Genomic DNA, 18,766 nt, shown 5'->3' with positions numbered 1-18,766 from the left:
GATCAGGACTCCCAGGAGTCTTGTCAGGCGCATCGTGTCTCCTATCGCTGGAGGGTGTAGGTGACGAGCGAGCGGGCCGGAACCGTGGCCTTCAGCGACCCGCCGGTGACCGGCACGGCCGGCTGCCGGGAGGTGCTCTGGGAACCGTTGGTCAGGTACGGGGTGGCCGTGCCGGTGGTGAACCCGATGTTCTGGAGACCGAAGGACACCTGGGTGGCACTGGAGGCCGCGTTGAGCGCCACGACCGTCACCGTGCCGTCGGTGTTGCGGAACGCCGAGAGCCTGAGGTTGCCGTCGGAGGTGGTGGCGCCGATGCGGGTGGCCCCGGGCCGGATGAAGCGGCTGTAGTTCGCGAGGGCCCACAGGCGCTTGGAGACGTGGTAGTTCGCGCCGTCCATCTGGATCAGCCCGCGGGTGGCGCCGGTCGAGGCGCCGTACCAGTACACGTAGCCGCTGGTGTTGCCCTTGGTCAGGGCGTCGTGCACGGCGCCCGCGACCGTGAAGCCGTCGTAGCCGCTGCCGTCGTCCCAGGCCTCGTTCCAGGTGGTGCCGTCGGGCGACCACTCCGACATCCAGGTCCGCTTGCCGGTCGGCAGCGGCCCGTCGATCTTGCTGGCGTATGTGTGGCCGGCGTGCGTGTCGACGAAGCCCCGGGCCGTGGCGTCGGCCTCGATGGCGCTGGTGTAGTTCTTCTGCTGGTTCCAGCCGAAGGAGTCGCAGCAGACGACCTGGTACCCGCCCGCTCGCGCCACGGGCCCGAAGACCTTGGTGAACTCCACCGCCTGGGCGGGCGTGAGCCGCATGGAGTCGTAGGTGGCCGTCCAGTCGGGCTCGTTGGTGAACCCGAGGTCGTTGATGCGAATGCCCTCTTGGGCGTAGAACTTCGCGTACTGGACCAGGTAGTTCGCGTACGCCTTGCGCCAGTCGCCGCTCGCGCAGCTCGCACCCGCCAGGCCGCACAGGGTGCCGCCGTTCGCGTCGGTGCCGTTGGTCTTCATATAGCCGGGGGCCGTCCAGGCGTCGGCGTAGAAACGGTTCACGCCGTAGGCCTTGGCCTGCTGGGCGAGCCAGACCTGGCCCTTGTCGTTGCGGTCCCACACATACTTGGGGGTCGCGTTCGGCCCGCCGGGGTCGGTCGGCTGGATGCCCGAGTCGATACCGAGGCGCAGGATGCTCAGCCCGACGCCGGTGCTCCGGCTGAACAGCAGGTCGAGGATCTCGCGTTGGCGCTGGGCGGGAAGTCCCTGCGAGCCGCGCATGATCGCGGCCCGGCCGAAGTGCTCGGAGATGCCGAAGCCGTCGATGGGCTGGTGCCGGGTGGCCCCGTCGATGGTCGCGGAGGCGTCCGCCCGGGTGTCCGTCGGCGAGGCCCCGGCGGTGACACCGACGGTGGTCATCAGCACCGCCAGGGACGTCACCGTCCACCGTCTGAGACCTCTGAGTCCGCGCAGCGTGATCCGTCCCGTCATGGGAGCGCTCCCAGTGGTATGAGGTCGCCCCCCGGGGTTTCCGAGGGGCGAGTGTTCGAGATGCTGAACAACGTTCAGGGAGTTGCCACTGTGGAGGGAACGTAGGGCAGCGTTCCGGAAGCGTCAATCCCTCATGCGCCGCAACTGGAGCCCGGCGCTCAGCAGTTGGACCGGCCCACGTGGATCGCGAGGGCCGTGTTCGCGCCGAGGGTTGCGGTGAGCTGACCAGCGGAGTTCACGGTCACGGTCGTGTTGTTCTGCACGTTGCAGTACGTCCCCGCCGGCAGCGAGGTCTGATAGGTCCGGCTCAGCGAACCCGACTCGTGATTGATGGCCACGAAGCCCTTGCTCCCCCGCCCGAACGCGATGGCGTCGCCCCCGTTGTCCCACCAGTTGGTGACGGCCTGCCCGCGCGTGGCATTGCGGAAGCCGACCATGGATTTGATCTCCGGCCAGTTGTGCTGACACTTCCAGCCATCCTGCCAGCAGGCGTTCACCTGGCCGCCGTTCGGCGGACCGGCGTCGTGATCGCTGAACTCGTAGCCGGAGTTGATGTCCGGGGCGCCGTAGGGCCAGGCGAGCATGAAGACGTTGGCCAGGGTGTAGTTCGCGTTGTCCTTGTAGCTGAGGGTCGAGCCGTTGCGCTCGGTGTCGTGGTTGTCGACGAAGACGCCGGAGACTCCGCTGCCCATATAGCCCCAGCCCTCGCCGTAGTTCTTCAGATAGGCGAGGTTCTCGTTGTTGAAGACCCGCTTGAGGTCGTAGGCGTAGCGGAACTCCTGGACGTCGCCGTTACTCGTGTATTCAGTGGGCTGGACGGCCTCGCCGGAGCCGTGGATCACCTCCTGCTTCCAGTAGACCGACGGGTTGCTCAGCCGGGACTTGATGTTCGCCAGGTCGGCCGCGTCCATGTGCTTGGCCGCGTCGATGCGGAAGCCGTCGACGCCGAGGGAGAGCAGGTCGTTCAGGTACCCGGCGATCGCGCCGCGCACATAGTTCTCGCCGGTGTCGAGGTCGGAGAGGCCGACCAGTTCGCAGTGCTGGACGTTCCAGCGGTCCTGGTAGTTGCTGATCTGGGAGGTGCAGTCGTCGAAGTCGGGCGCGGAGTACAGGCCCGGGTAGGTGTACTTGCCGTACGACGAGCCGCCGGTGCCGGTGCCGCTGCCCGCCGCCATGTGGTTGACGACCGCGTCGGCGACGACCTTCACCCCGGCCGCGTGGCAGGTGTTCACCATGTCCCGGAAGGCCGTGCGGTCACCGAGCCGCCCGGCGATCTTGTAGCTGACCGGCTGGTACGACGTCCACCACTGGGAGCCCTGTATGTGCTCGGCGGGCGGGGAGACCTGGACGTAGCCGTATCCGGCGGGGCCGAGGGTGTTGGTGCACTCGCGGGCGACGGAGGCGAAGTTCCACTCGAAGAGGACGGCGGTGACGTCCTTGGTGCCAGGTGGGGAGGCCTGTGCACTAGTCGGGTTCATGACAACCGAAGCCGCCGCGAGCGCGGTGGCGAGGGCGAGGAATCTGCGTGCCATGTGGGGTTTCCTTCTTCGTTGAAGGTTCTTGCAGCAAGGTTCAGAAACCTTGCAGTGACGCAGATGATAGAGGCCCGCCACCCGAAAGGGCAGCGGGCCGTACGAAATTCAAAGGAAAATCAGGCGGTGGTCGCGGTGGTCCACCACACCGTGCCGTCGGCCGGCACCTTCGCCTCGTCGTCGACCAGGACGACCTCGCCGCTCGCGACCAGCACCCGGCCGTACGCCGGCATCGCCACCGACTCCCCGGTGGTGTTCGCGACGCACACGAACTCCCCGCGCCGGAAGGCGAGCACACCCTCGGGCGCCCGCAGCCACTCCACGGACGTACCGGCGCCGAGGTCGGGCTGCTCACGGCGCACGGCGAGCGCGGCCCGGTACAGCTCCAGGGTCGAGCCGGGCTCCCCGGTCTGCGCCTCGACGCTCAGCTCGCCCCAGCCGTCGGGCTGCGGCAGCCAGCTGCCCCCGTCGCCGAAGCCGTACGACGCCCCGGTCCGGGTCCACGGGATCGGCACCCGGCACCCGTCGCGGAAGCCGTCCTGCCCCGCTCCCCGGAAGTACGCCGGGTCCTGACGCACCTCGTCCGGCAGGTCGACGACGTCGGGCAGCCCGAGTTCCTCGCCCTGGTAGACGTAGGCCGAGCCGGGCAGCGCCAGCATGAGCAGGGACGCGGCCCGGGCCCTGCGCAGCCCCAGTTCCCGGTCGCCGGCCAGCCGGATCTGGGTGCCGAGGCCCGCCGGGTTGGCGAAGCGGGTGGCGTGCCGGGTCACGTCGTGGTTGGACAGCACCCAGGTGGCGGGGGCGCCGACCGGGCGCATGGCGTCCAGGGTGCGGTCGATGACCTCGCGCATCTCCTCGGCGTCCCAGTGGGTGCTGAGGTACTGGAAGTTGAACGCCTGGTGCAGCTCGTCCGGGCGGACGTAGTGGGCGGTGCGCTCGATGGTCGGGGTCCAGGCCTCGGCGACGAAGATCCTCTCCCCCGCGTACTCGTCGAGGATGAGCCGCCACTGCCGGTAGATCTCGTGCACGCCCTCCTGGTCGAAGAACGGCATGACATCGTTGCCCAGCAGCTTCACCTGGTCGTGGGATCCGAGGTCGGGCAGCCCCGCCGCCTTCACCAGACCGTGGGCGACGTCGATGCGGAAGCCGTCGACGCCCATGTCCAGCCAGAAGCGCAGGATGGAGCGGAACTCGTCGCCGACCGCCGGGTGCTCCCAGTTGAAGTCGGGCTGCTCGGGGGCGAAGAGGTGCAGGTACCACTCCCCGGGCGTGCCGTCGGGTTCGGTGACCCGGGTCCACGCCGGCCCGCCGAAGATCGACTCCCAGTCGTTGGGCGGCAGTTCGCCGTGCTTCCCCTTGCCGGGGCGGAAGTGGTAGCGCTCCCGCAGCGGCGAGCCCGGGCCCTCGGCGACGGCCCGCTTGAACCACTCGTGCTGGTCGGAGGAGTGGTTCGGGACCAGGTCGACGATGATCCTGAGGCTCAGCTCGTGGGCGTCGCGGATCAGCGCGTCGGCGTCCAGGAGGTTGCCGAACATGGGGTCGACGGCCCGGTAGTCGGCGACGTCGTAGCCGGCGTCGGCCTGCGGCGAGGCGTAGAAGGGGCTGAGCCACACGGCGTCCACGCCGAGGTCGCGCAGATACGGCAGACGGGTGCGGACACCTTCCAGGTCGCCCATGCCGTCGCCGTCGCTGTCGGCGAAGCTGCGCGGATACACCTGGTAGATCACCGCGTCCCGCCACCAGTCGCGGCGCTTGGCGACGGCCGTGGCGGAAGTCGGGGTCGGGGCGGCTGAGTGCTGCTGGCTCATGTCGTCCTTGGTGCGTAACAGGGGTGTGGTCATGTGAGACGTGGGGTGGGGTGACGAGGTGGCCGCGGTACAGCGGGGTCGGATGGGCACCGCGGCCACCTCGGGCTTCTGGAGTGCGGTTCGGCAGCGCCCCAGGGGCGCGGGGAACTGCGTGAGCGACCACGACGGCGCCGCGGCCGAGCGACGACCTGTCCCGGCTCCACCGGCGGAGCGTGCGTCACCCCTTCGTGCCACCGGCGGTAAGCCCGGTCACCAGATTCTTCTGCACGAGATAGAAGAAGATGGCAGCCGGTATCGCGATCAGCACAGCCGTCGCGGCCATCAGATTCCGCTGCGCGTCATGCTCGCTCACAAAGGTCTGCAGACCGACGGCAAAGGTGTACTTGTCGTCGCTCAGCATGAACGTCGAGGCGAACGCGACCTCCCCGAAGGCCGTGAGGAAGCTGTAGAACGCCGCGACCGCGAGGCCGGGCTTCGCGAGCGGCAGGATGAGCCGCGCGAACGTGCCGAAGGGGGTCAGCCCGTCGACGCGCCCGGCCTCGTCGATCTCGAACGGGATGGTGTCGAAATAGCCCTTCATCAGCCAGGCGCAGTACGGCACGATCGTGGTGCAGTTGACAAGGATGAGACCAAGGTAGCTGTCGATGAGCTGGAGATCCGAGAGGATCTGGTACATCGGCACGATCAGTACCGCGATGGGGAACATCTGGGTGACCAGCAGCGCCCACATCAGCTTCCGGTAGCCGGGGAACCTCATGCGGGAGACCGCGTAGCCGGTGGACGCCGCGACGACGACGCCGATGAGCGTCGTGCCCAGCACCACGACCAGCGTGCTGGTCAGCCAGTCGAAGAAGCTCGTGTCCTTCAGGACGAAGGCGTAGTTGTCGAGCGTCATCTTGCTCCAGATGCGCCCGGGGTGCAGGTAGTCGTCCTTGTCCGGGCCGAGGGACAGGAAGACCAGCCAGGCGATCGGGAAGAGCGCGGTCAGGCTCGCGCCGATCAGCACGGCGTGCGAGGCGAGGGAGCCCGCGCGGCTCTGCTCGCCGCGGCGGCGGACCTTGCGCGGGTCGCCCGCGGGGCGCCGCTCGCCGGCCGCGGCGGGGGTCTCGACGGTGGTCGTACTCGTCGTACTCATGAGAACTCCTGCCTCAGATCGCGAGCTGCTGCTCGTTGCGGTCAATCCAGCGGCGGTAGAACGAGGTGAAGACGATCAGGAGGGACAGGAGCAGGATTCCGTAGGCGGCGGACTGGGCGTAGTCGCGCGGCTGCTGCCCGAAGCCGAGCTGGTAGGCCCAGGTCACGAGGATCTGGGCGTCGGGGGCGGTGTTGCCGAACAACAGGAAGATGATGGCGAACTGGTTGAAGGTCCAGATGACACCGAGGAGGACGACCGTCGTGCTGACGGACCTCAGGCCGGGCAGGGTGACGTAGCGGAACCGCTGCCAGGCGTTCGCGCCGTCCATCTCGGAGGCCTCGTACAGGCTCGCGTCGATCGACTGCAGTCCGCCGAGCAGCGAGACCATCATGAACGGCACACCGCACCAGGTGTTGACCATGATCGCGGAGAACCGCTGCCAGAAGGTGTCCTCCAGCCACAGCGGCGTCGGCAGATGCAGCAGCTCCAGGCCGGAGTTGATGATGCCGCCGTCGGCGAGCATGAAGCGCCAGCCGAAGACGGTGACGAAGGTCGGCACGGCCCAGGGCAGCACCAGGAGCATCCGGTAGAGGGTGCGGCCGCGCAGCTTCTGGTTGAGCAGCAGCGCCAGGCCGAGACCGATGCCGTAGTGCAGGGTGACGCAGGCGGCCGTCCAGAAGACCGTCCACAGGAAGTGCGACCAGAAGCGGTCGTACGCCGTCGGGCCCCACAGGATGTCGGCGTAGTTGTCCAGGCCGATGAACTTGTAGGTGGCGTCGATCTCGTTGACGCCGATCGTGCGGGCGGTGTTGAGGCTGGTGGCGTCGGTGAGCGTGAGGTACAGGCCGTATGCCAGCGGGTACAGCACGAGGACCCCGAGGACGACCGCCACCGGGGCGACCATCGCGTAGGCGTACCAGTGCTTGTGGAAGCCGTTCTTCAGCCGCCGGCCCGGCCCGGGACGCGGTTCCCGCTCACCGCGCCGCTTGCCGGTCGCTCGGTCGATGACGACTGTCATGGTTCGACACCTTCTGGAAGTTCAAGGAGTTCTAGGGGGCTGCCCAGGCGCAGGCACGGGCCGGTGGCCGCCGGATCCCCCTCCCCAGTGCCAGGGGGATCCGGCGGCCACCCGGCGGTCACTTGGAGAAGTCGGGCACCAGCTTGGTGATGGCGGTCTCGGCGTTGCCGAGGCCCTTGTCCAGGGACTCCTTGCCGCTCGCGATCTTGAGCAGCTCGTCGTCGAGCGGGACCCACAGGGAGCTGTACTCGGGCAGCGCCGGGCGCGGCTGGGCGGCGGACAGCACGCCCTGGTAGCCGGCGATGCCGGGGTCGGCCTTGACCTCGGCGGTGTAGGCGTCCTCGCGGGTGGGGAGCGTGGAGTTCTTCAGCGCGATGGTCTCCTGGGCCTTGGCCGAGGTCATGAACTTCACGAACTTCAGCGAGGCCTCCTGGTGGGCCTTGTCCGAGCCCGCGTACACGGAGAGGTTGTGGCCGCCGGTCGGGGCGCCCGCCTTGCCGGTGGAGCCGGCCGGGACGGTGGCGATGCCGAGGTTGTTCTTGTCCTTGAAGGCGGAACCCTTGTAGAAGTTGGTGATCTCCCACGGGCCCTGGACGATCGAGGCGACCTTGCCGCTGACGAACGCCTCCTGGATGTGGGCGTAGGCGTCCGCGGTGGTGTCGGCCTTGTGCAGGCCCTTGCCCTTGAAGAGGCCCTGCCAGGTGCCGTAGCCCTTCTTGGCCTCCGGCGAGGTCACGGTGATCTTCTTGGCGTCGACGTCGACGGTGTCGGCGCCCTCGCCGTAGAGGAAGCTCTGCGCGTAGTAGGCCTGGGTGGAGCCCCAGTAGCCGTCGACGCCGGTCTTGTCCTTGATGGTGGCGGCGGCCTTCTTCAGGTCGTCCCAGGTCTTGGGGGCCTCGACGCCGGCCTTCTCGAACAGTTCCTTGTTGTAGACGAGGGCGAGGGTGTCCGTGGTGAAGGGGACGCCGTAGGTCTTGCCGTCGTACGTGGCCTGCTCGATCAGGCTGGGCTGGAACTTGTCCTGCTCGGCGAGGGCCTCGGTGCCGTCGAGCGGGGCGAAGAAGCCCTTCTTGGCGAAGGCCGGGGTCCAGCCGACCTCGGAACGCAGCACGTCGGGGGCGCCCTTGGAACCGGCGGCGGTGTCGAACTTGTTCTGCGCCTGGTCGAAGGGGACGTTGACGTAGTTGACCTTGACGTCCTTGTTGGCGGCCTCGAACTCCTTGACCAGGGCCTTGTACGTCGGCGCCTCGTTGGTCGCGTTGGAGGTGTCCCACCAGGTGATGGTGACCGGGCCGCCGGCCTCGTCGCCGCTGTCGCTTCCGCCGCACGCCGTCGCCGCCAGGGCGAGGGACGCCACCAGCGCGGTGGCCGCTATGCCACGCCGCATGAGTTCTCCTTGAGGGTCAGCCCGTTCGTGCTGCCGACTGCGCCGTTGGCCGCCGGGCGTCGGTGAGATTAGCCGCGCTTCACGGACTTGCGAAAGACCTTGCAGCAAAAAGTTGCAAGCGGTGCGGATGGTTACCCCGCCGTGACCTCTCCCCGGCCCCTCCCGGACCCGGATTTCCGGCTGTTCGGCAGGGACTCGGACAGCTGTGCAAGACTCTGCAAGCACTTGCCATCCGCTTCCGTCGGGGGAATCATTCGTTGCGGATCGGACGCCGGCCACGACCTCTTCTCGACCATTTGGGGACCGCGATGACCCAGCAACCCGCCGCCGGCCGTGGGACGGCACGCACCAGGCGTCCCGTCGGTGCGCAAGGAGATCCCCGGCCGCTACAGTCCGGTCCTGTGACCACACGGCTTGCCGACATCGCCGCCCAGGCGGGGGTGAGCGAAGCGACCGTCAGCCGCGTCCTCAACGGGAAGCCGGGCGTCGCCGCCACCACCCGCCAGTCCGTCCTGGCCGCCCTCGACGTACTGGGCTACGAACGCCCGGTGCGGCTGCGCCAGCGCAGCGAGGGCCTGGTGGGACTGATCACCCCCGAGCTGGAGAACCCGATCTTCCCGGCCCTGGCCCAGGTCATCGGCCAGGCGCTGACGAGGCAGGGCTACACGCCCGTCCTCGCCACCCAGACGCCGGGCGGCTCGACGGAGGACGAGCTCACGGAGATGCTCGTCGACCGCGGGGTCGCCGGCATCATCTACGTCTCCGGGCTGCACGCGGACACCACCGCCGACATGCAGCGCTACGACCGGCTGCGCGCGCAGGGCGTGCCGTACGTGCTGGTCGACGGCTTCTCGCCGAAGGTGCAGGCGCCGTTCATCTCCCCCGACGACCGTGCCGCGATGAGCCTCGCGGTCACGCACCTGGTGTCCCTGGGGCACCAGCGGATCGGGCTGGCGCTGGGGCCGAAGCGGTTCGTGCCGGTGCAGCGCAAGATCGAGGGGTTCGTGCGCACGATGCAGGACCAGTTGGGGCTGGGCGCCGAGGCCGTCGAGTCGGAGCTGGTCCAGCACTCCCTGTACACGCTGGAGGGCGGGCAGGCCGCGACGACGGCGCTGATCGAGCGGAACTGCACGGCCGTGGTGTGCGCGAGCGACATGATGGCGCTGGGCGCGATCAGGGCGGCGCGGCAGCTGGGCCTGGACGTGCCGAAGGACATCTCGGTGGTCGGCTTCGACGACTCCCCGCTGATCGCCTTCACCGACCCGCCGCTGACCACGATCCGCAAGCCGGTCCCGGCGATGGGCCAGGCCGCCGTCCGCACGCTGCTGGAGGAGATCGGCGGGACTCCGGCCCCCCACAGCGAGTTCGTGTTCATGCCGGAACTGGTGGTGCGCGGTTCAACCGCTTCGGCACCCGGGGATCGCACTCGCTCCTGACGTCATGGCCTGATCTCGCCGTAGAGAGAACATGCGACCCGGCCCTCACCGGGGGATGATCGGTGGGGAAGTCCTTTTCTGGCAGACTTTGTGCCTATGGGTGACACGACCGTGACGAAGCCGGAAGGCCGGGAATCGGCCCTTCCGCAGCCCGTTACGGCCGAGAGCGGCCCGGGTTCACCGCGCCGGCCGCGCACCCCGCGCCGGCCCCGGTTCTGGTTCGAGATCCTGCTGATCGCGGTGAGTTACTGGACGTACTCGCTGATCCGCAACGCCGTGCCCGAGCAGAAGACCGAGGCGCTGCGCAACGCCGACTGGATCTGGAAGGCCGAGCACCATCTGGGCATCGCCGTGGAGGAGTCGGTCAATCACGCCGTGAACACGGTGACTTGGCTGATCATCGGCATGAACTACTACTACGCGACGCTCCACTTCGTGGTGACGCTGGGTGTGCTCGTGTGGCTGTTCCGTTGGCATCCCGGCCGGTACGCGGCGACCCGGCTGGTGCTCTTCGCGACCACCGCCGTCGCCCTGGTCGGCTACTACCTGTATCCGCTGGCGCCCCCGCGGCTGATGAACGGCGGCAATTTCATCGACACCGTCATGGTCCACCAGACCTGGGGTTCGATGGCCTCCGGCGACCTGAAGCACATGTCCAACCAGTACGCCGCGATGCCGTCGATGCACATCGGCTGGTCCCTGTGGTGCGGCCTGACGATCTTCGCCCTGGCGTCGGTCCCCTGGGCGCGGGTGCTGGGCCTGCTGTACCCGGCGCTGACCCTGGTCGTCATCGTCGCCACCGCGAACCACTTCTGGCTGGACGCGGTGGGCGGCCTGCTCTGCCTGGCCTTCGGCTTCACGGTGGCACGGCTCTGGTACGGCACCCAGCCGTACGCGCTGCCGCGCCTGGTACCGGCGAGACCCTGACCCCTGCCCGGGCAGGGCTAGCGCTCCGCCGCCCCGTAGAAGAGTTCCTCCACCACGCCCCGTGCCCTGCGCGCCGTGCGGCGGTAGGCGTCGAGCATGTCGCCCGCGTGGCCGGGGCCGTAGCCCAGGTAGCGGCCGACGGCGGCCAGTTCCCGGGGCTCGGTGGGGAACGTGTCGCCGGCCCGGCCTCGGACCAGCATCACCGCGTTGCGGACGCGGGTCGCGAGGACCCAGGCCTCGTCCAGGGTCGCGGCGTCCTCCTCCGTGATGAGCCCGGCCGTGCGGGCGGCGGCCAGGGCCTCACGGGTGCGGGTGGTGCGCAGGCCCGGCTCCGCCGAGCCGTGCCGCAGTTGCAGCAGCTGCACGGTCCACTCCACGTCGGAGAGACCGCCGGGGCCCAGCTTGGCGTGGAGTTTGGGGTCGGCGCCGCGCGGCAGCCGCTCGGACTCCATCCGGGCCTTGAGCCGCCGGATCTCGCGGACGGCCTCGTCGTCGAGCCCGTCCGCCCGGTAGCGCAGCGGGTCGATCAGCTCGATGAACCGGCGCCCCAGGTCCTCGTCCCCGGCGACGGGCTCGGCCCGCAGCAGCGCGTGCGACTCCCAGGTCAGGGACCACCGGCGGTAGTACGCCTCGTACGACTTGAGGGTCCGCACGAGCGGCCCGGACTTGCCCTCGGGGCGCAGATCGGCGTCGATGAGCAGGGGCGGGTCGGCGCTGGGGATCTGGAGCAGGCGGCGCATCTCGGAGACGACCTTGTTGGCGGCCTGCCCGGCCTCCTGCTCGTCGACGCCGTCCCGCGGCTCGTGCACGAACAGCACGTCCGCGTCGGAGCCGTAGCCCAGCTCGTGCCCGCCGAAACGGCCCATGCCGATGATCGCGAACCGGGTGGGCAGACTGTCGCCCCAGCCCTCCCGCACGACGGCCCTGAGCGTGCCGGCGAGCGTCGCCGCCGTCAGGTCCGACACCGCGCCGCCGACCCGGTCCACCAGCGCGCCCTGGTCGGCCTCGGCGGGCTGCTCCTCGGTGCCGTAGGAGCCGACGATGTCGACGGCGGCCGTACGGAACAGCTCGCGGCGCCGCACCCCGCGTGCCGCGGTGACCGCCTGGGCGGACCCGTCGGCCCGTTTCACGGCGGCGAGTATCTCCTGCTCCAGATGGGTGCGGGAGCGGGGCTCCAGACCGCCGCCGTCCCCGTCGCCGAGCAGCGCCACCGCCTCCGGGGCGCGCATCAGCAGGTCGGGCGCGAGCCGCCCGGCGGACAGCACCCGGGCGAGGTTCTGCGCGGCGGCGCCCTCGTCCCGCAGCAGTCGCAGGTACCAGGGCGTCTTGCCGAGCGCGTCCGACACCTTGCGGAAGTTGAGCAGGCCCGCGTCCGGGTCGGCGGAGTCGGCGAACCAGCCCAGCAGGACGGGCAGCAGGGTGCGCTGGATGGCGGCCTTGCGGGTGACGCCGGAGGCCAGCGCCTCCAGATGCCGCAGGGCGGAGGCCGGGTCGGCGTAGCCCAGGGCGACCATGCGCTCCCGGGCCGCCTCGGGCCGGAGCCGGGCCTCTCCGGGAGCGAGCTGGGCGACCGCGTCGAGCAGCGGCCGGTAGAACAGCTTCTCGTGCAGCCGGCGTACGACGGTGGCGTGCCGCCGCCACTCGCGGTGCAGGTCGGCGACCGGGTCGGCGCGCAGGCCGAGGGAGCGGCCGATGCGGCGCAGCTCGGCCTCTTCCTCGGGGACGAGGTGGGTCCGGCGCAGCCGGAAGAGCTGGATCCGGTGCTCCATGGAGCGCAGGAAGCGGTAGGCCTCGTCGAGCTTGGCGGCATCCGCGCGGCCGACATAGCCGCCGGCGGCGAGGGCCTTGAGGGCGTCGAGGGTGGTTCCGCTGCGCAGGGAGGTGTCGGTCCGGCCGTGCACCAGCTGGAGCAGCTGCACGGCGAACTCGACGTCCCTGAGGCCGCCCGGGCCGAGCTTCAGCTGGCGGTCGACCTCGGCGAGGGGGATGTTCTCCACGACCCGGCGGCGCATCTTCTGCACGTCGGGGACGAAGTTCTCGCGCTCGGCGGCCTTCCACACCAGGGGCTGGACGGCGGCGACGTACTCCTCTCCGAGGTCGAGGTCGCCGGCCACCGGGCGGGCCTTGAGCAGCGCCTGGAACTCCCAGGTCTTGGCCCAGCGCTGGTAGTAGGCGAGGTGGCTGGAGAGGGTCCGTACGAGCGGGCCGTTCCTGCCCTCGGGCCGGAGGTTGGCGTCCACGGGCCAGATGGAGCCCTCGACCGTGGTCTCCGAGCAGATCCGCATCATGTGCGAGGCGAGCCGGGTCGCGGCCCGCACGGCCTTGGTCTCGTCGGCCCCCTCGATCGCCTCCCCGACGAAGATGACGTCCACGTCGGAGACGTAGTTCAGCTCGTGGCCGCCGCACTTGCCCATCGCGACGACGGCGAGCCTGCACAGGGCCGCGTCCTCGGGGGCCGCGGCCTCCGCGATGCCGAGGGCGGCGCGCAGGGTGGCGGTGGCGAGGTCGGCCAGCTCGGCCGCGGACTCGGCGACGCCGGTGGTGCCGCACACGTCCCGGGCGGCGATGGACAGCAGGCAGCGCCGGTAGGCGACGCGCAGGGAGACCGGGTCGTCGGCCTCCGCGAGGCCGGCCTCGAACTCCTCCACCCCGGGGTGGAGGTCGTACGCCTCGTACATGACGAGCGCCTGCCAGTCGCCCGGGTGCCGGGTGAGGTGGTCGGCGAGGGCGGTGGAGGCGCCGAGCACGCCGAGCAGGCGGTCGCGCAGCGGCTTGGCCGCGATCAGCGTGTCGAGCAGTTCCCGGCGGGCGCCGGGGTTCGGCTGGGCCTCCAGCAGCCGGACGAGGCCGAGCAGCGCGAGATCGGGGTCGGCGGTCCCGCCCAGCGCTTCCAGCAGCACCGGGTCGTCGCGCAGGAGCACGAGCTCGGCGCTGTCCAGGAGCCGTTCGGCGGCGGTGGCGTCGGTGAAGCCGTGCCGCAGCAGCCGTGTGAAGGTACTGCTCCTGCGCCCCGGCGCCGCCGTCATCCCGGGCCTCCCTCGGACTCGCCTCGGTCTTCTTCGGTCTTCTTCGGATCAAGGTCGTACGGCTTTGAGCCTAACCGCAGAGTCCGGGTCAGGCTCCGATGAGTTCGCCGGACGGACAGGGTCTGCCCTGTGAAGCGAGGGGGGCGAGACGCCGGGAGGACACCCATGACCACCATGCACCCCAAGACCCGCCTGGACCGCCGCTACAGCGACGCGACGGCCACCGCGACCGACTGGCGGGAGGCCGAAGCGCGGCTCACGGCGGCGGAGCTGTTCTGGATCACGACGGTACGACCGGACGGGCGCCCGCACGTCACCCCGCTGCCCGCGATCTGGTCGGAGGGCGCCCTGCACTTCTGCACGGGCCCGGAGGAACGCAAGGCGAGGAATCTCGCGGAGAATCCGCACGTCGTGCTCACCACCGGCACGCCCACCTGGGACCAGGGTTACGACCTGGTGGTGGAGGGCGAGGCGAGGCGCGTCACCGACGACGCCCGGCTACGCGAACTGGCCGCCGGGTGGGAGGCGAAGTACGGCAGCTTCTGGCACTTCGAGGTACGGGAGGGCTATTTCCACCACGGCGCCGGGCATGCCGCCGTCTACGCGGTGGCGCCCCGGACGGTTTTCGGCTTCGGTAAGGGGGAGCCGTTCAGCCAGACGAGGTGGCGGTTCGCCTGAGCCGTGATCCGATGCCCGACGCATGCCGCCGAATGCCGGACGGATGCCTGACCGGTGCCCGCCGAACCGCATGCCTGACGGATGCCTGACCGATGCCCGACGAACCGGATGCCTGACGAAGGAGTCACGCCATGGACTTCACGCTCGAAGTGATCCCGCTGCCCGTCACCGACATCGACCGCGCCCGGGACTTCTACCGGGACAAGGTCGGCTTCCATGTCGACATCGACCAGGAGGTCATGCCCGGGATGCGGATCATCCAGCTGACCCCTCCGGGCTCCGGCTGCTCGATCGCCCTCGGCGAGTCCATCTGGGAGATGACCCCGGGCCCCACCCCGACCCCCGGCTCGTACCAGGGCCTGCAACTGTGCGTCGCCGACATCAAGGCCGCCCACGCGGAGCTCGTCGAACGCGGCCTCGACATCTCGGAGCCGGTCCAGTACGCACCGGACGACGGCGCCACGTTCATGCACTTCACGGACCCGGACGGCAACGGCTGGGCGATCCAGGAGTACCGCCGCCGGGCGACGGAACCGCTGCATCAGCTGCTGGCGGACCTCAAGCGACAGGGGGCGTGACCTCGACGGTCGTCAGACGCGTGACCGCCAGCCGCGTCAGCTCACGGCTCCGCGGCTCGGTGTCGAGGGCTCGGTGCAGGGTCAGTCCCTCGATCAGCGCGTCCAGCTGACGGGCGGTGTCCGCGTCGAAGTGCTGCTCGAGGAGCAGCCGGCTGCGGCGCATCCACGCGTGGGTGAGTTCGCGGTACTCCGGGCGCCGGGCGGCCAGCGTGTACAGCTCGTTGGCGAGGACGACATCGCGGCGGGGCCCCTCGGAGAGGGCGTGCACGAGGTCCGTGACGGCCTCACGGGCCTCTTCGACGGTCCCGGCACGGCCGAGATACCGCTCGAAGACGGCCACGATGTGGTCGGCGAAGCGGGTGAAGGCCTCACGCAGCAGGTCGTCGATGCCGGTGAAGTGGTAGGTCATCGACCCGAGCGGCACCCCGGCCCGGACGGCGATCTTGCGATGGGAGACGCCGGCGACTCCCTCGTCGGCGATGTGGTCGAGCGTGGCGGCGAGAATGCGCTCGCGCCGCTGCGGGTCCGCGTGTCCGGTGGCCATGAGCGGGCGCCGGTCAGAAGTTGCGTACGGGGCGGGCGGGGTTGCCGACGGCGACGACATTGGCCGGTACGTCCCTGGTGACCACCGCCCCCGCGCCGATCACCGCGTTGTCGCCGATGCTCACTCCGGGGCACACGATCACTCCGCCGCCGAGCCAGACGTTGTCCCCGATCACGATCGGCCGGGCCGCCTCCAGCTTGTCCCGCCGCGGCTCCGGCTCCACGGGGTGGGTGGGTGTGAGGAGCTGGACGTTGGGGCCGATCTGGCAGTCCTCGCCGATGGTGATCCGGGCGACGTCCAGCGCGGTCAGGTTGTAGTTGACGAAGGTGCGGGCCCCGATGGAGATGTTGCTGCCGTAGTCGACGTACAACGGCGGCCGCACGTCAGCCCCCTCCCCCACCGAACCGAGCAACTCACCCAGCATCGGCCGAGCCGCCTCGGCGTCCTCGGTATAGGCCGCCAGATACCGCGCGGCGATCCGCATCGCCCGCTGCTGCCGCCGGGCGATCTCCGGGTCGTCGGCGATGTAGAGGTCGCCGGCGAGCATCCGCTCCAGGTTGGTGCGCGGGTCGTTCGGGAAGTGGTCGATGGCCATGCGTACGATCGTACACTCATGAATGTACGGACGTACACTCCTGCTCGCCTCCGGATCCGTCACATGCGATGGGGCTTCACCCGGGGCATGCCGTCAACGGCCGGCCGGGTGTGTCACTCGGCGGCGTCGAACGCGGGTGCGAGCGGGGCCAGTGCCGCGCGGAGCTGGTCGGGCAGTGGACCTGAGGGCACGACCAGCCCTCCGGCACCGAAATCCCCGGCGATCCCCGTGGTCTCGGCCGGCCGGAGCCAGCCTTCCAGTGCGATGCGAACCGCCGCGGCCACGCTCGCCGCGAGAACGCGGGCCGTGTGCGCTCCGGCGTCACCCAGGCGTTCGGCGATCACCGCCGCGAGAGGGAGCTCGATGTCGGCGGTGGTATCGAGGAACGCATCACGGAGCGCGGTCCGGGTGATGATCAGCAACAGCGCCCGCTGTTCACGCTCACCGGTGTTCGTGTACTGCTCGACCACTGCTTCGGTGACGGCGTCGGCCAGGCGCACTCCTGCGGGCCGGGCCGCGACCGCCGCCGCGATCCGCGCCTCCCGGTCCGCGGCGACAGCGGAGACGATCGCCTGCTCCCGGCTGGCGAAGTAGTTGTTGTAGGTGCGCGGCGAGACCCCGGCCGCCTCGGCGATGTCCTCGACCCGCACCTGATCCGGTCCACGCTCCACGGCCAGGCGCAGGGCCGCCTCACGCAGCGCCTCGCGCGTGGCCCGCTTCTTCCGCTCCCGCAGCCCTGATGGTGGTGTCGTCACGGTGTCAGCGTTCCACACAGAGCTGCGTGCACGCAAACTTGCGTACACGCACTTTTCTTGTCAGTCTCGACCGACCGAGACCGAGGGAGAGGACGTCACCATGCGAGCCAGAGGGATGACCTACGACACCGGATTCGTCGTGCACGGCCAGATGTCCCGCGCGCATCTCGACCCGGCGGTGGTCCGGCGCGAACTCGCCATCATCCGCGACGACCTGCACTGCAACGCGATCCAGATCATCGGCGGGGACCCGGACCGGTTGGAGCTGGCCGCCGGTGCCGCCGCCGAGCTCGGCCTGGAGGTCTGGTTCTCGCCCTATCCGCTGGAGCTGGATCCGGAGCAGATCCTCACGCTCTTCCGCGACTGCGCCGAGCGAGCGGAACGACTCCGGCAGCAGGGGGCCGCGGTCGTGTTCGTCGCAGGGGTCGAGCTGAGCGTGATGAACCGCGGGTTCCTGCCCGGAGGGAGCCCCGAGGAGCGGGTCGAGCGGCTGATGAGCCGACCCGAGCAGCGGGCCGAGGGGATGCGCGAGCTCGGCGTGCGCGTCAACGCCTTCCTCCGCGATGCCGCGGCCACGGTCCGCGAGCGCTTCCAGGGCAAACTCACCTACGCATCGATCCAGTTCGAGCAGGTCGACTGGACTCCCTTCGACATCGTGACGTTCGAGCTGATCCGCTCCGCCGAGGTCGCCGACCGGTTCCGGGACGCGGTGCGCACCCTGGCCCAAGGCCCGAAGCCGCTCGCCATCACCGGGTTCGGCACCGCGGCCTATCGCGGCGCGGGAGACCGCGGTGGACGGGTGCTGGAAGTGGTCGAGCACGACCCGGAGACCAGGGCCCCGGTACGGCTGAACGGCACATACGAGCGTGACGAGGCCGGCCAGGCCGCATATCTGAGCGAACTGCTGGAGATCTTCGAGACCGAGGGCGTGGACAGCGCGTTCGTGTTCCTGTTCGCCCTGCCCGGCTACCCGCACCGCCCCGACGGCGACCCCAGGGACGACTTGGACCGGGCCGGCCTGGGCATCGTCAAACTCCTCGAAGGGCGCCGGGGGCAGACCTACCCCGACATGGAATGGGAACCCAAGGCCGCCTTCGCGGCAGTGGCGGGGCGGTATCGGAGGTGACGGGCCCCGTGCACGGGAAGTGAGATGGCACGAGGCCGACGGTCCACGACCGTCGGCCTCATCCGCCGTATCAGCGGGAGAGCCCGCCCTGACCTGCCCTTACAGTGCCGGCAGGTTCTTCCGCAGCTCGAACGGGCCGGTCTGACGGCACTCGCGGTGGAGGCCCTGGTGACGTCGCTGTTGCGCGAGGGTGCACACGGGCGAGTACAACGAGATGTCGGCCGCGGTCGCGCTCATCCGAGCCATCTCCTGCCGCTGGCCAGATTGAGCGCGTGGTTGCGTTCCCCCAGAGCCGCGAGCCGCTCGGCTTCCGTGGCGGGGCGAACACGAACCGGGTCGGCATCCCAGCCTCGCCCACCCGCGACCGGCCGGATCCGGACGCATGGGCCCTCAAATCCGGCTACGAAGCCGAGCCGGTCGCCGTGCGTGTCGACGACCATCGCATCGACGCGGAGATCCACGCCGGCCGACACTCCACCCCCTGCCCGCAGCACGTCCGCAAGCCGCAGCGCCACAGCGGCGCCGATGCGTCCGAGTTCGATCAGCTTGAGTTCAGGTGACCCCAGGTCCACCCCGAGCGAAGGGAAGCGGACTCCGACGTCCCCCAAAGCCGTTCTCAACGACTCGACCGCCGCGTACGGGTCGATGGCCTTCTCTGTGTCTCTCGTGACCATGACCGCGACGGTAGAGGCAACGAGTTGCTCCATACCTCGCTGATTTCTCGATGTTTCTTGACTGGCCGCCCTTGTTGC

At 69.9% G+C, this 18,766-nt stretch carries 17 protein-coding genes; 5 read left to right on the top strand and 12 right to left on the bottom strand.

Features of this window, described 5'->3' with window-relative positions; translation table 11 throughout:
* Positions 1–41 precede the first annotated feature (41 nt).
* From NNW99_RS27735 to NNW99_RS27710, 6 genes are all read right to left on the bottom strand, one after another.
* Complete coding sequence (locus NNW99_RS27735) at positions 42–1,469, bottom strand: glycoside hydrolase (RefSeq protein ID WP_251057963.1); 1,428 nt, start codon at positions 1,467–1,469, stop codon at positions 42–44.
* A gap of 158 nt (positions 1,470–1,627) precedes the next feature.
* Complete coding sequence (locus tag NNW99_RS27730; protein ID WP_215121891.1) at positions 1,628–3,001, bottom strand: alpha-amylase family protein; 1,374 nt, start codon at positions 2,999–3,001, stop codon at positions 1,628–1,630.
* A gap of 119 nt (positions 3,002–3,120) precedes the next feature.
* A complete protein-coding gene (locus NNW99_RS27725; protein WP_215121890.1) occupies positions 3,121–4,809 on the bottom strand; it encodes a glycoside hydrolase family 13 protein in 1,689 nt (562 codons plus the stop codon).
* Between the two features lie 217 nt (positions 4,810–5,026).
* Positions 5,027–5,944 carry a sugar ABC transporter permease gene (locus tag NNW99_RS27720; protein WP_215121889.1) on the bottom strand — a complete coding sequence of 306 codons (918 nt, stop codon included), beginning with the start codon at positions 5,942–5,944 and terminating at the stop codon, positions 5,027–5,029.
* Positions 5,945–5,957: 13 nt separating this feature from the next.
* Complete coding sequence (locus NNW99_RS27715) at positions 5,958–6,962, bottom strand: carbohydrate ABC transporter permease (RefSeq protein ID WP_215121888.1); 1,005 nt, start codon at positions 6,960–6,962, stop codon at positions 5,958–5,960.
* 118 nt (positions 6,963–7,080) lie between these two features.
* The gene (locus tag NNW99_RS27710) at positions 7,081–8,349 is read right to left on the bottom strand and encodes an extracellular solute-binding protein (protein ID WP_215121887.1); all 1,269 of its coding nucleotides are present in this window, start codon (positions 8,347–8,349) and stop codon (positions 7,081–7,083) included.
* Positions 8,350–8,750: 401 nt separating this feature from the next.
* Here NNW99_RS27710 and NNW99_RS27705 point away from each other — a divergent pair, with 401 nt between their 5' ends.
* Both NNW99_RS27705 and NNW99_RS27700 read left to right on the top strand, forming a co-directional pair.
* Complete coding sequence (locus NNW99_RS27705) at positions 8,751–9,785, top strand: LacI family DNA-binding transcriptional regulator (RefSeq protein ID WP_215121886.1); 1,035 nt, start codon at positions 8,751–8,753, stop codon at positions 9,783–9,785.
* A 96-nt stretch (positions 9,786–9,881) separates the two neighbouring features.
* On the top strand, positions 9,882–10,712 hold the full coding sequence (locus tag NNW99_RS27700) for a phosphatase PAP2 family protein (protein ID WP_215121885.1): 831 nt from the start codon (positions 9,882–9,884) through the stop codon (positions 10,710–10,712).
* A gap of 17 nt (positions 10,713–10,729) precedes the next feature.
* On the opposite strand, the gene NNW99_RS27695 is transcribed toward NNW99_RS27700, so the two are convergent.
* Positions 10,730–13,738: a bifunctional [glutamine synthetase] adenylyltransferase/[glutamine synthetase]-adenylyl-L-tyrosine phosphorylase gene (locus NNW99_RS27695; RefSeq protein WP_215121884.1), complete on the bottom strand. Its 3,009-nt coding sequence runs from the start codon at positions 13,736–13,738 to the stop codon at positions 10,730–10,732.
* A gap of 165 nt (positions 13,739–13,903) precedes the next feature.
* Here NNW99_RS27695 and NNW99_RS27690 point away from each other — a divergent pair, with 165 nt between their 5' ends.
* Together NNW99_RS27690 and NNW99_RS27685 are read left to right on the top strand one after the other, a co-directional pair.
* Positions 13,904–14,416 (top strand): pyridoxamine 5'-phosphate oxidase family protein, encoded by a 513-nt coding sequence (locus NNW99_RS27690; RefSeq protein WP_215121883.1) that lies wholly within the window; start codon positions 13,904–13,906, stop codon positions 14,414–14,416.
* 131 nt (positions 14,417–14,547) lie between these two features.
* Positions 14,548–14,994, top strand: a complete 447-nt coding sequence (locus tag NNW99_RS27685) for a VOC family protein (protein ID WP_215121882.1) — start codon at positions 14,548–14,550, stop codon at positions 14,992–14,994.
* Here NNW99_RS27685 and NNW99_RS27680 read toward each other — a convergent pair.
* The 3 genes from NNW99_RS27680 to NNW99_RS27670 form a co-directional block, all read right to left on the bottom strand.
* The gene (locus NNW99_RS27680) at positions 14,975–15,538 is read right to left on the bottom strand and encodes a TetR/AcrR family transcriptional regulator (RefSeq protein ID WP_215121881.1); all 564 of its coding nucleotides are present in this window, start codon (positions 15,536–15,538) and stop codon (positions 14,975–14,977) included. The two genes, NNW99_RS27685 and NNW99_RS27680, sit on opposite strands and share 20 nt — an antisense overlap.
* A 13-nt stretch (positions 15,539–15,551) precedes the next feature.
* On the bottom strand, positions 15,552–16,133 hold the full coding sequence (locus tag NNW99_RS27675; RefSeq protein WP_215121880.1) for a sugar O-acetyltransferase: 582 nt from the start codon (positions 16,131–16,133) through the stop codon (positions 15,552–15,554).
* Between the two features lie 113 nt (positions 16,134–16,246).
* A complete protein-coding gene (locus NNW99_RS27670) occupies positions 16,247–16,888 on the bottom strand; it encodes a TetR/AcrR family transcriptional regulator (protein WP_215121879.1) in 642 nt (213 codons plus the stop codon).
* Positions 16,889–17,003: 115 nt separating this feature from the next.
* Here NNW99_RS27670 and NNW99_RS27665 point away from each other — a divergent pair, with 115 nt between their 5' ends.
* Entirely contained in the window at positions 17,004–18,014 is a 1,011-nt protein-coding gene (locus tag NNW99_RS27665) for a hypothetical protein (protein WP_215124488.1), read from the top strand.
* A 99-nt stretch (positions 18,015–18,113) separates the two neighbouring features.
* Here NNW99_RS27665 and NNW99_RS27660 read toward each other — a convergent pair whose 3' ends face one another.
* Together NNW99_RS27660 and NNW99_RS27655 are read right to left on the bottom strand one after the other, a co-directional pair.
* The gene (locus tag NNW99_RS27660) at positions 18,114–18,251 is read right to left on the bottom strand and encodes a hypothetical protein (protein ID WP_215121878.1); all 138 of its coding nucleotides are present in this window, start codon (positions 18,249–18,251) and stop codon (positions 18,114–18,116) included.
* Positions 18,248–18,688 (bottom strand): hypothetical protein, encoded by a 441-nt coding sequence (locus NNW99_RS27655; protein WP_251057962.1) that lies wholly within the window; start codon positions 18,686–18,688, stop codon positions 18,248–18,250. The genes NNW99_RS27660 and NNW99_RS27655 overlap by 4 nt, the downstream gene beginning before the upstream one ends.
* Between the last annotated feature and the right edge of the window lie 78 nt (positions 18,689–18,766).

Origin of the sequence: Streptomyces sp. CRCS-T-1 (assembly GCF_024442335.1) — a bacterium.
Taxonomy (GTDB): domain Bacteria; phylum Actinomycetota; class Actinomycetes; order Streptomycetales; family Streptomycetaceae; genus Streptomyces; species Streptomyces koelreuteriae.
This window is presented reverse-complemented; position numbering and strand designations above follow the sequence as displayed.

What these genes read in the sequence shown, in the direction of transcription:
- NNW99_RS27735 (WP_251057963.1), bottom strand. Translation starts at nt 1,469, where the DNA reads ATGACGGGACGGATCACGCTGCGCGGACTCAGAGGTCTCAGACGGTGG.
- NNW99_RS27730 (WP_215121891.1), bottom strand. Translation starts at nt 3,001, where the DNA reads ATGGCACGCAGATTCCTCGCCCTCGCCACCGCGCTCGCGGCGGCTTCG.
- NNW99_RS27725 (WP_215121890.1), bottom strand. Translation starts at nt 4,809, where the DNA reads ATGAGCCAGCAGCACTCAGCCGCCCCGACCCCGACTTCCGCCACGGCC.
- NNW99_RS27720 (WP_215121889.1), bottom strand. Translation starts at nt 5,944, where the DNA reads ATGAGTACGACGAGTACGACCACCGTCGAGACCCCCGCCGCGGCCGGC.
- NNW99_RS27715 (WP_215121888.1), bottom strand. Translation starts at nt 6,962, where the DNA reads ATGACAGTCGTCATCGACCGAGCGACCGGCAAGCGGCGCGGTGAGCGG.
- NNW99_RS27710 (WP_215121887.1), bottom strand. Translation starts at nt 8,349, where the DNA reads ATGCGGCGTGGCATAGCGGCCACCGCGCTGGTGGCGTCCCTCGCCCTG.
- NNW99_RS27700 (WP_215121885.1), top strand. Translation starts at nt 9,882, where the DNA reads ATGGGTGACACGACCGTGACGAAGCCGGAAGGCCGGGAATCGGCCCTT.
- NNW99_RS27695 (WP_215121884.1), bottom strand. Translation starts at nt 13,738, where the DNA reads ATGACGGCGGCGCCGGGGCGCAGGAGCAGTACCTTCACACGGCTGCTG.
- NNW99_RS27690 (WP_215121883.1), top strand. Translation starts at nt 13,904, where the DNA reads ATGACCACCATGCACCCCAAGACCCGCCTGGACCGCCGCTACAGCGAC.
- NNW99_RS27685 (WP_215121882.1), top strand. Translation starts at nt 14,548, where the DNA reads ATGGACTTCACGCTCGAAGTGATCCCGCTGCCCGTCACCGACATCGAC.
- NNW99_RS27680 (WP_215121881.1), bottom strand. Translation starts at nt 15,538, where the DNA reads ATGGCCACCGGACACGCGGACCCGCAGCGGCGCGAGCGCATTCTCGCC.
- NNW99_RS27675 (WP_215121880.1), bottom strand. Translation starts at nt 16,133, where the DNA reads ATGGCCATCGACCACTTCCCGAACGACCCGCGCACCAACCTGGAGCGG.
- NNW99_RS27665 (WP_215124488.1), top strand. Translation starts at nt 17,004, where the DNA reads ATGACCTACGACACCGGATTCGTCGTGCACGGCCAGATGTCCCGCGCG.
- NNW99_RS27660 (WP_215121878.1), bottom strand. Translation starts at nt 18,251, where the DNA reads ATGAGCGCGACCGCGGCCGACATCTCGTTGTACTCGCCCGTGTGCACC.
- NNW99_RS27655 (WP_251057962.1), bottom strand. Translation starts at nt 18,688, where the DNA reads ATGGTCACGAGAGACACAGAGAAGGCCATCGACCCGTACGCGGCGGTC.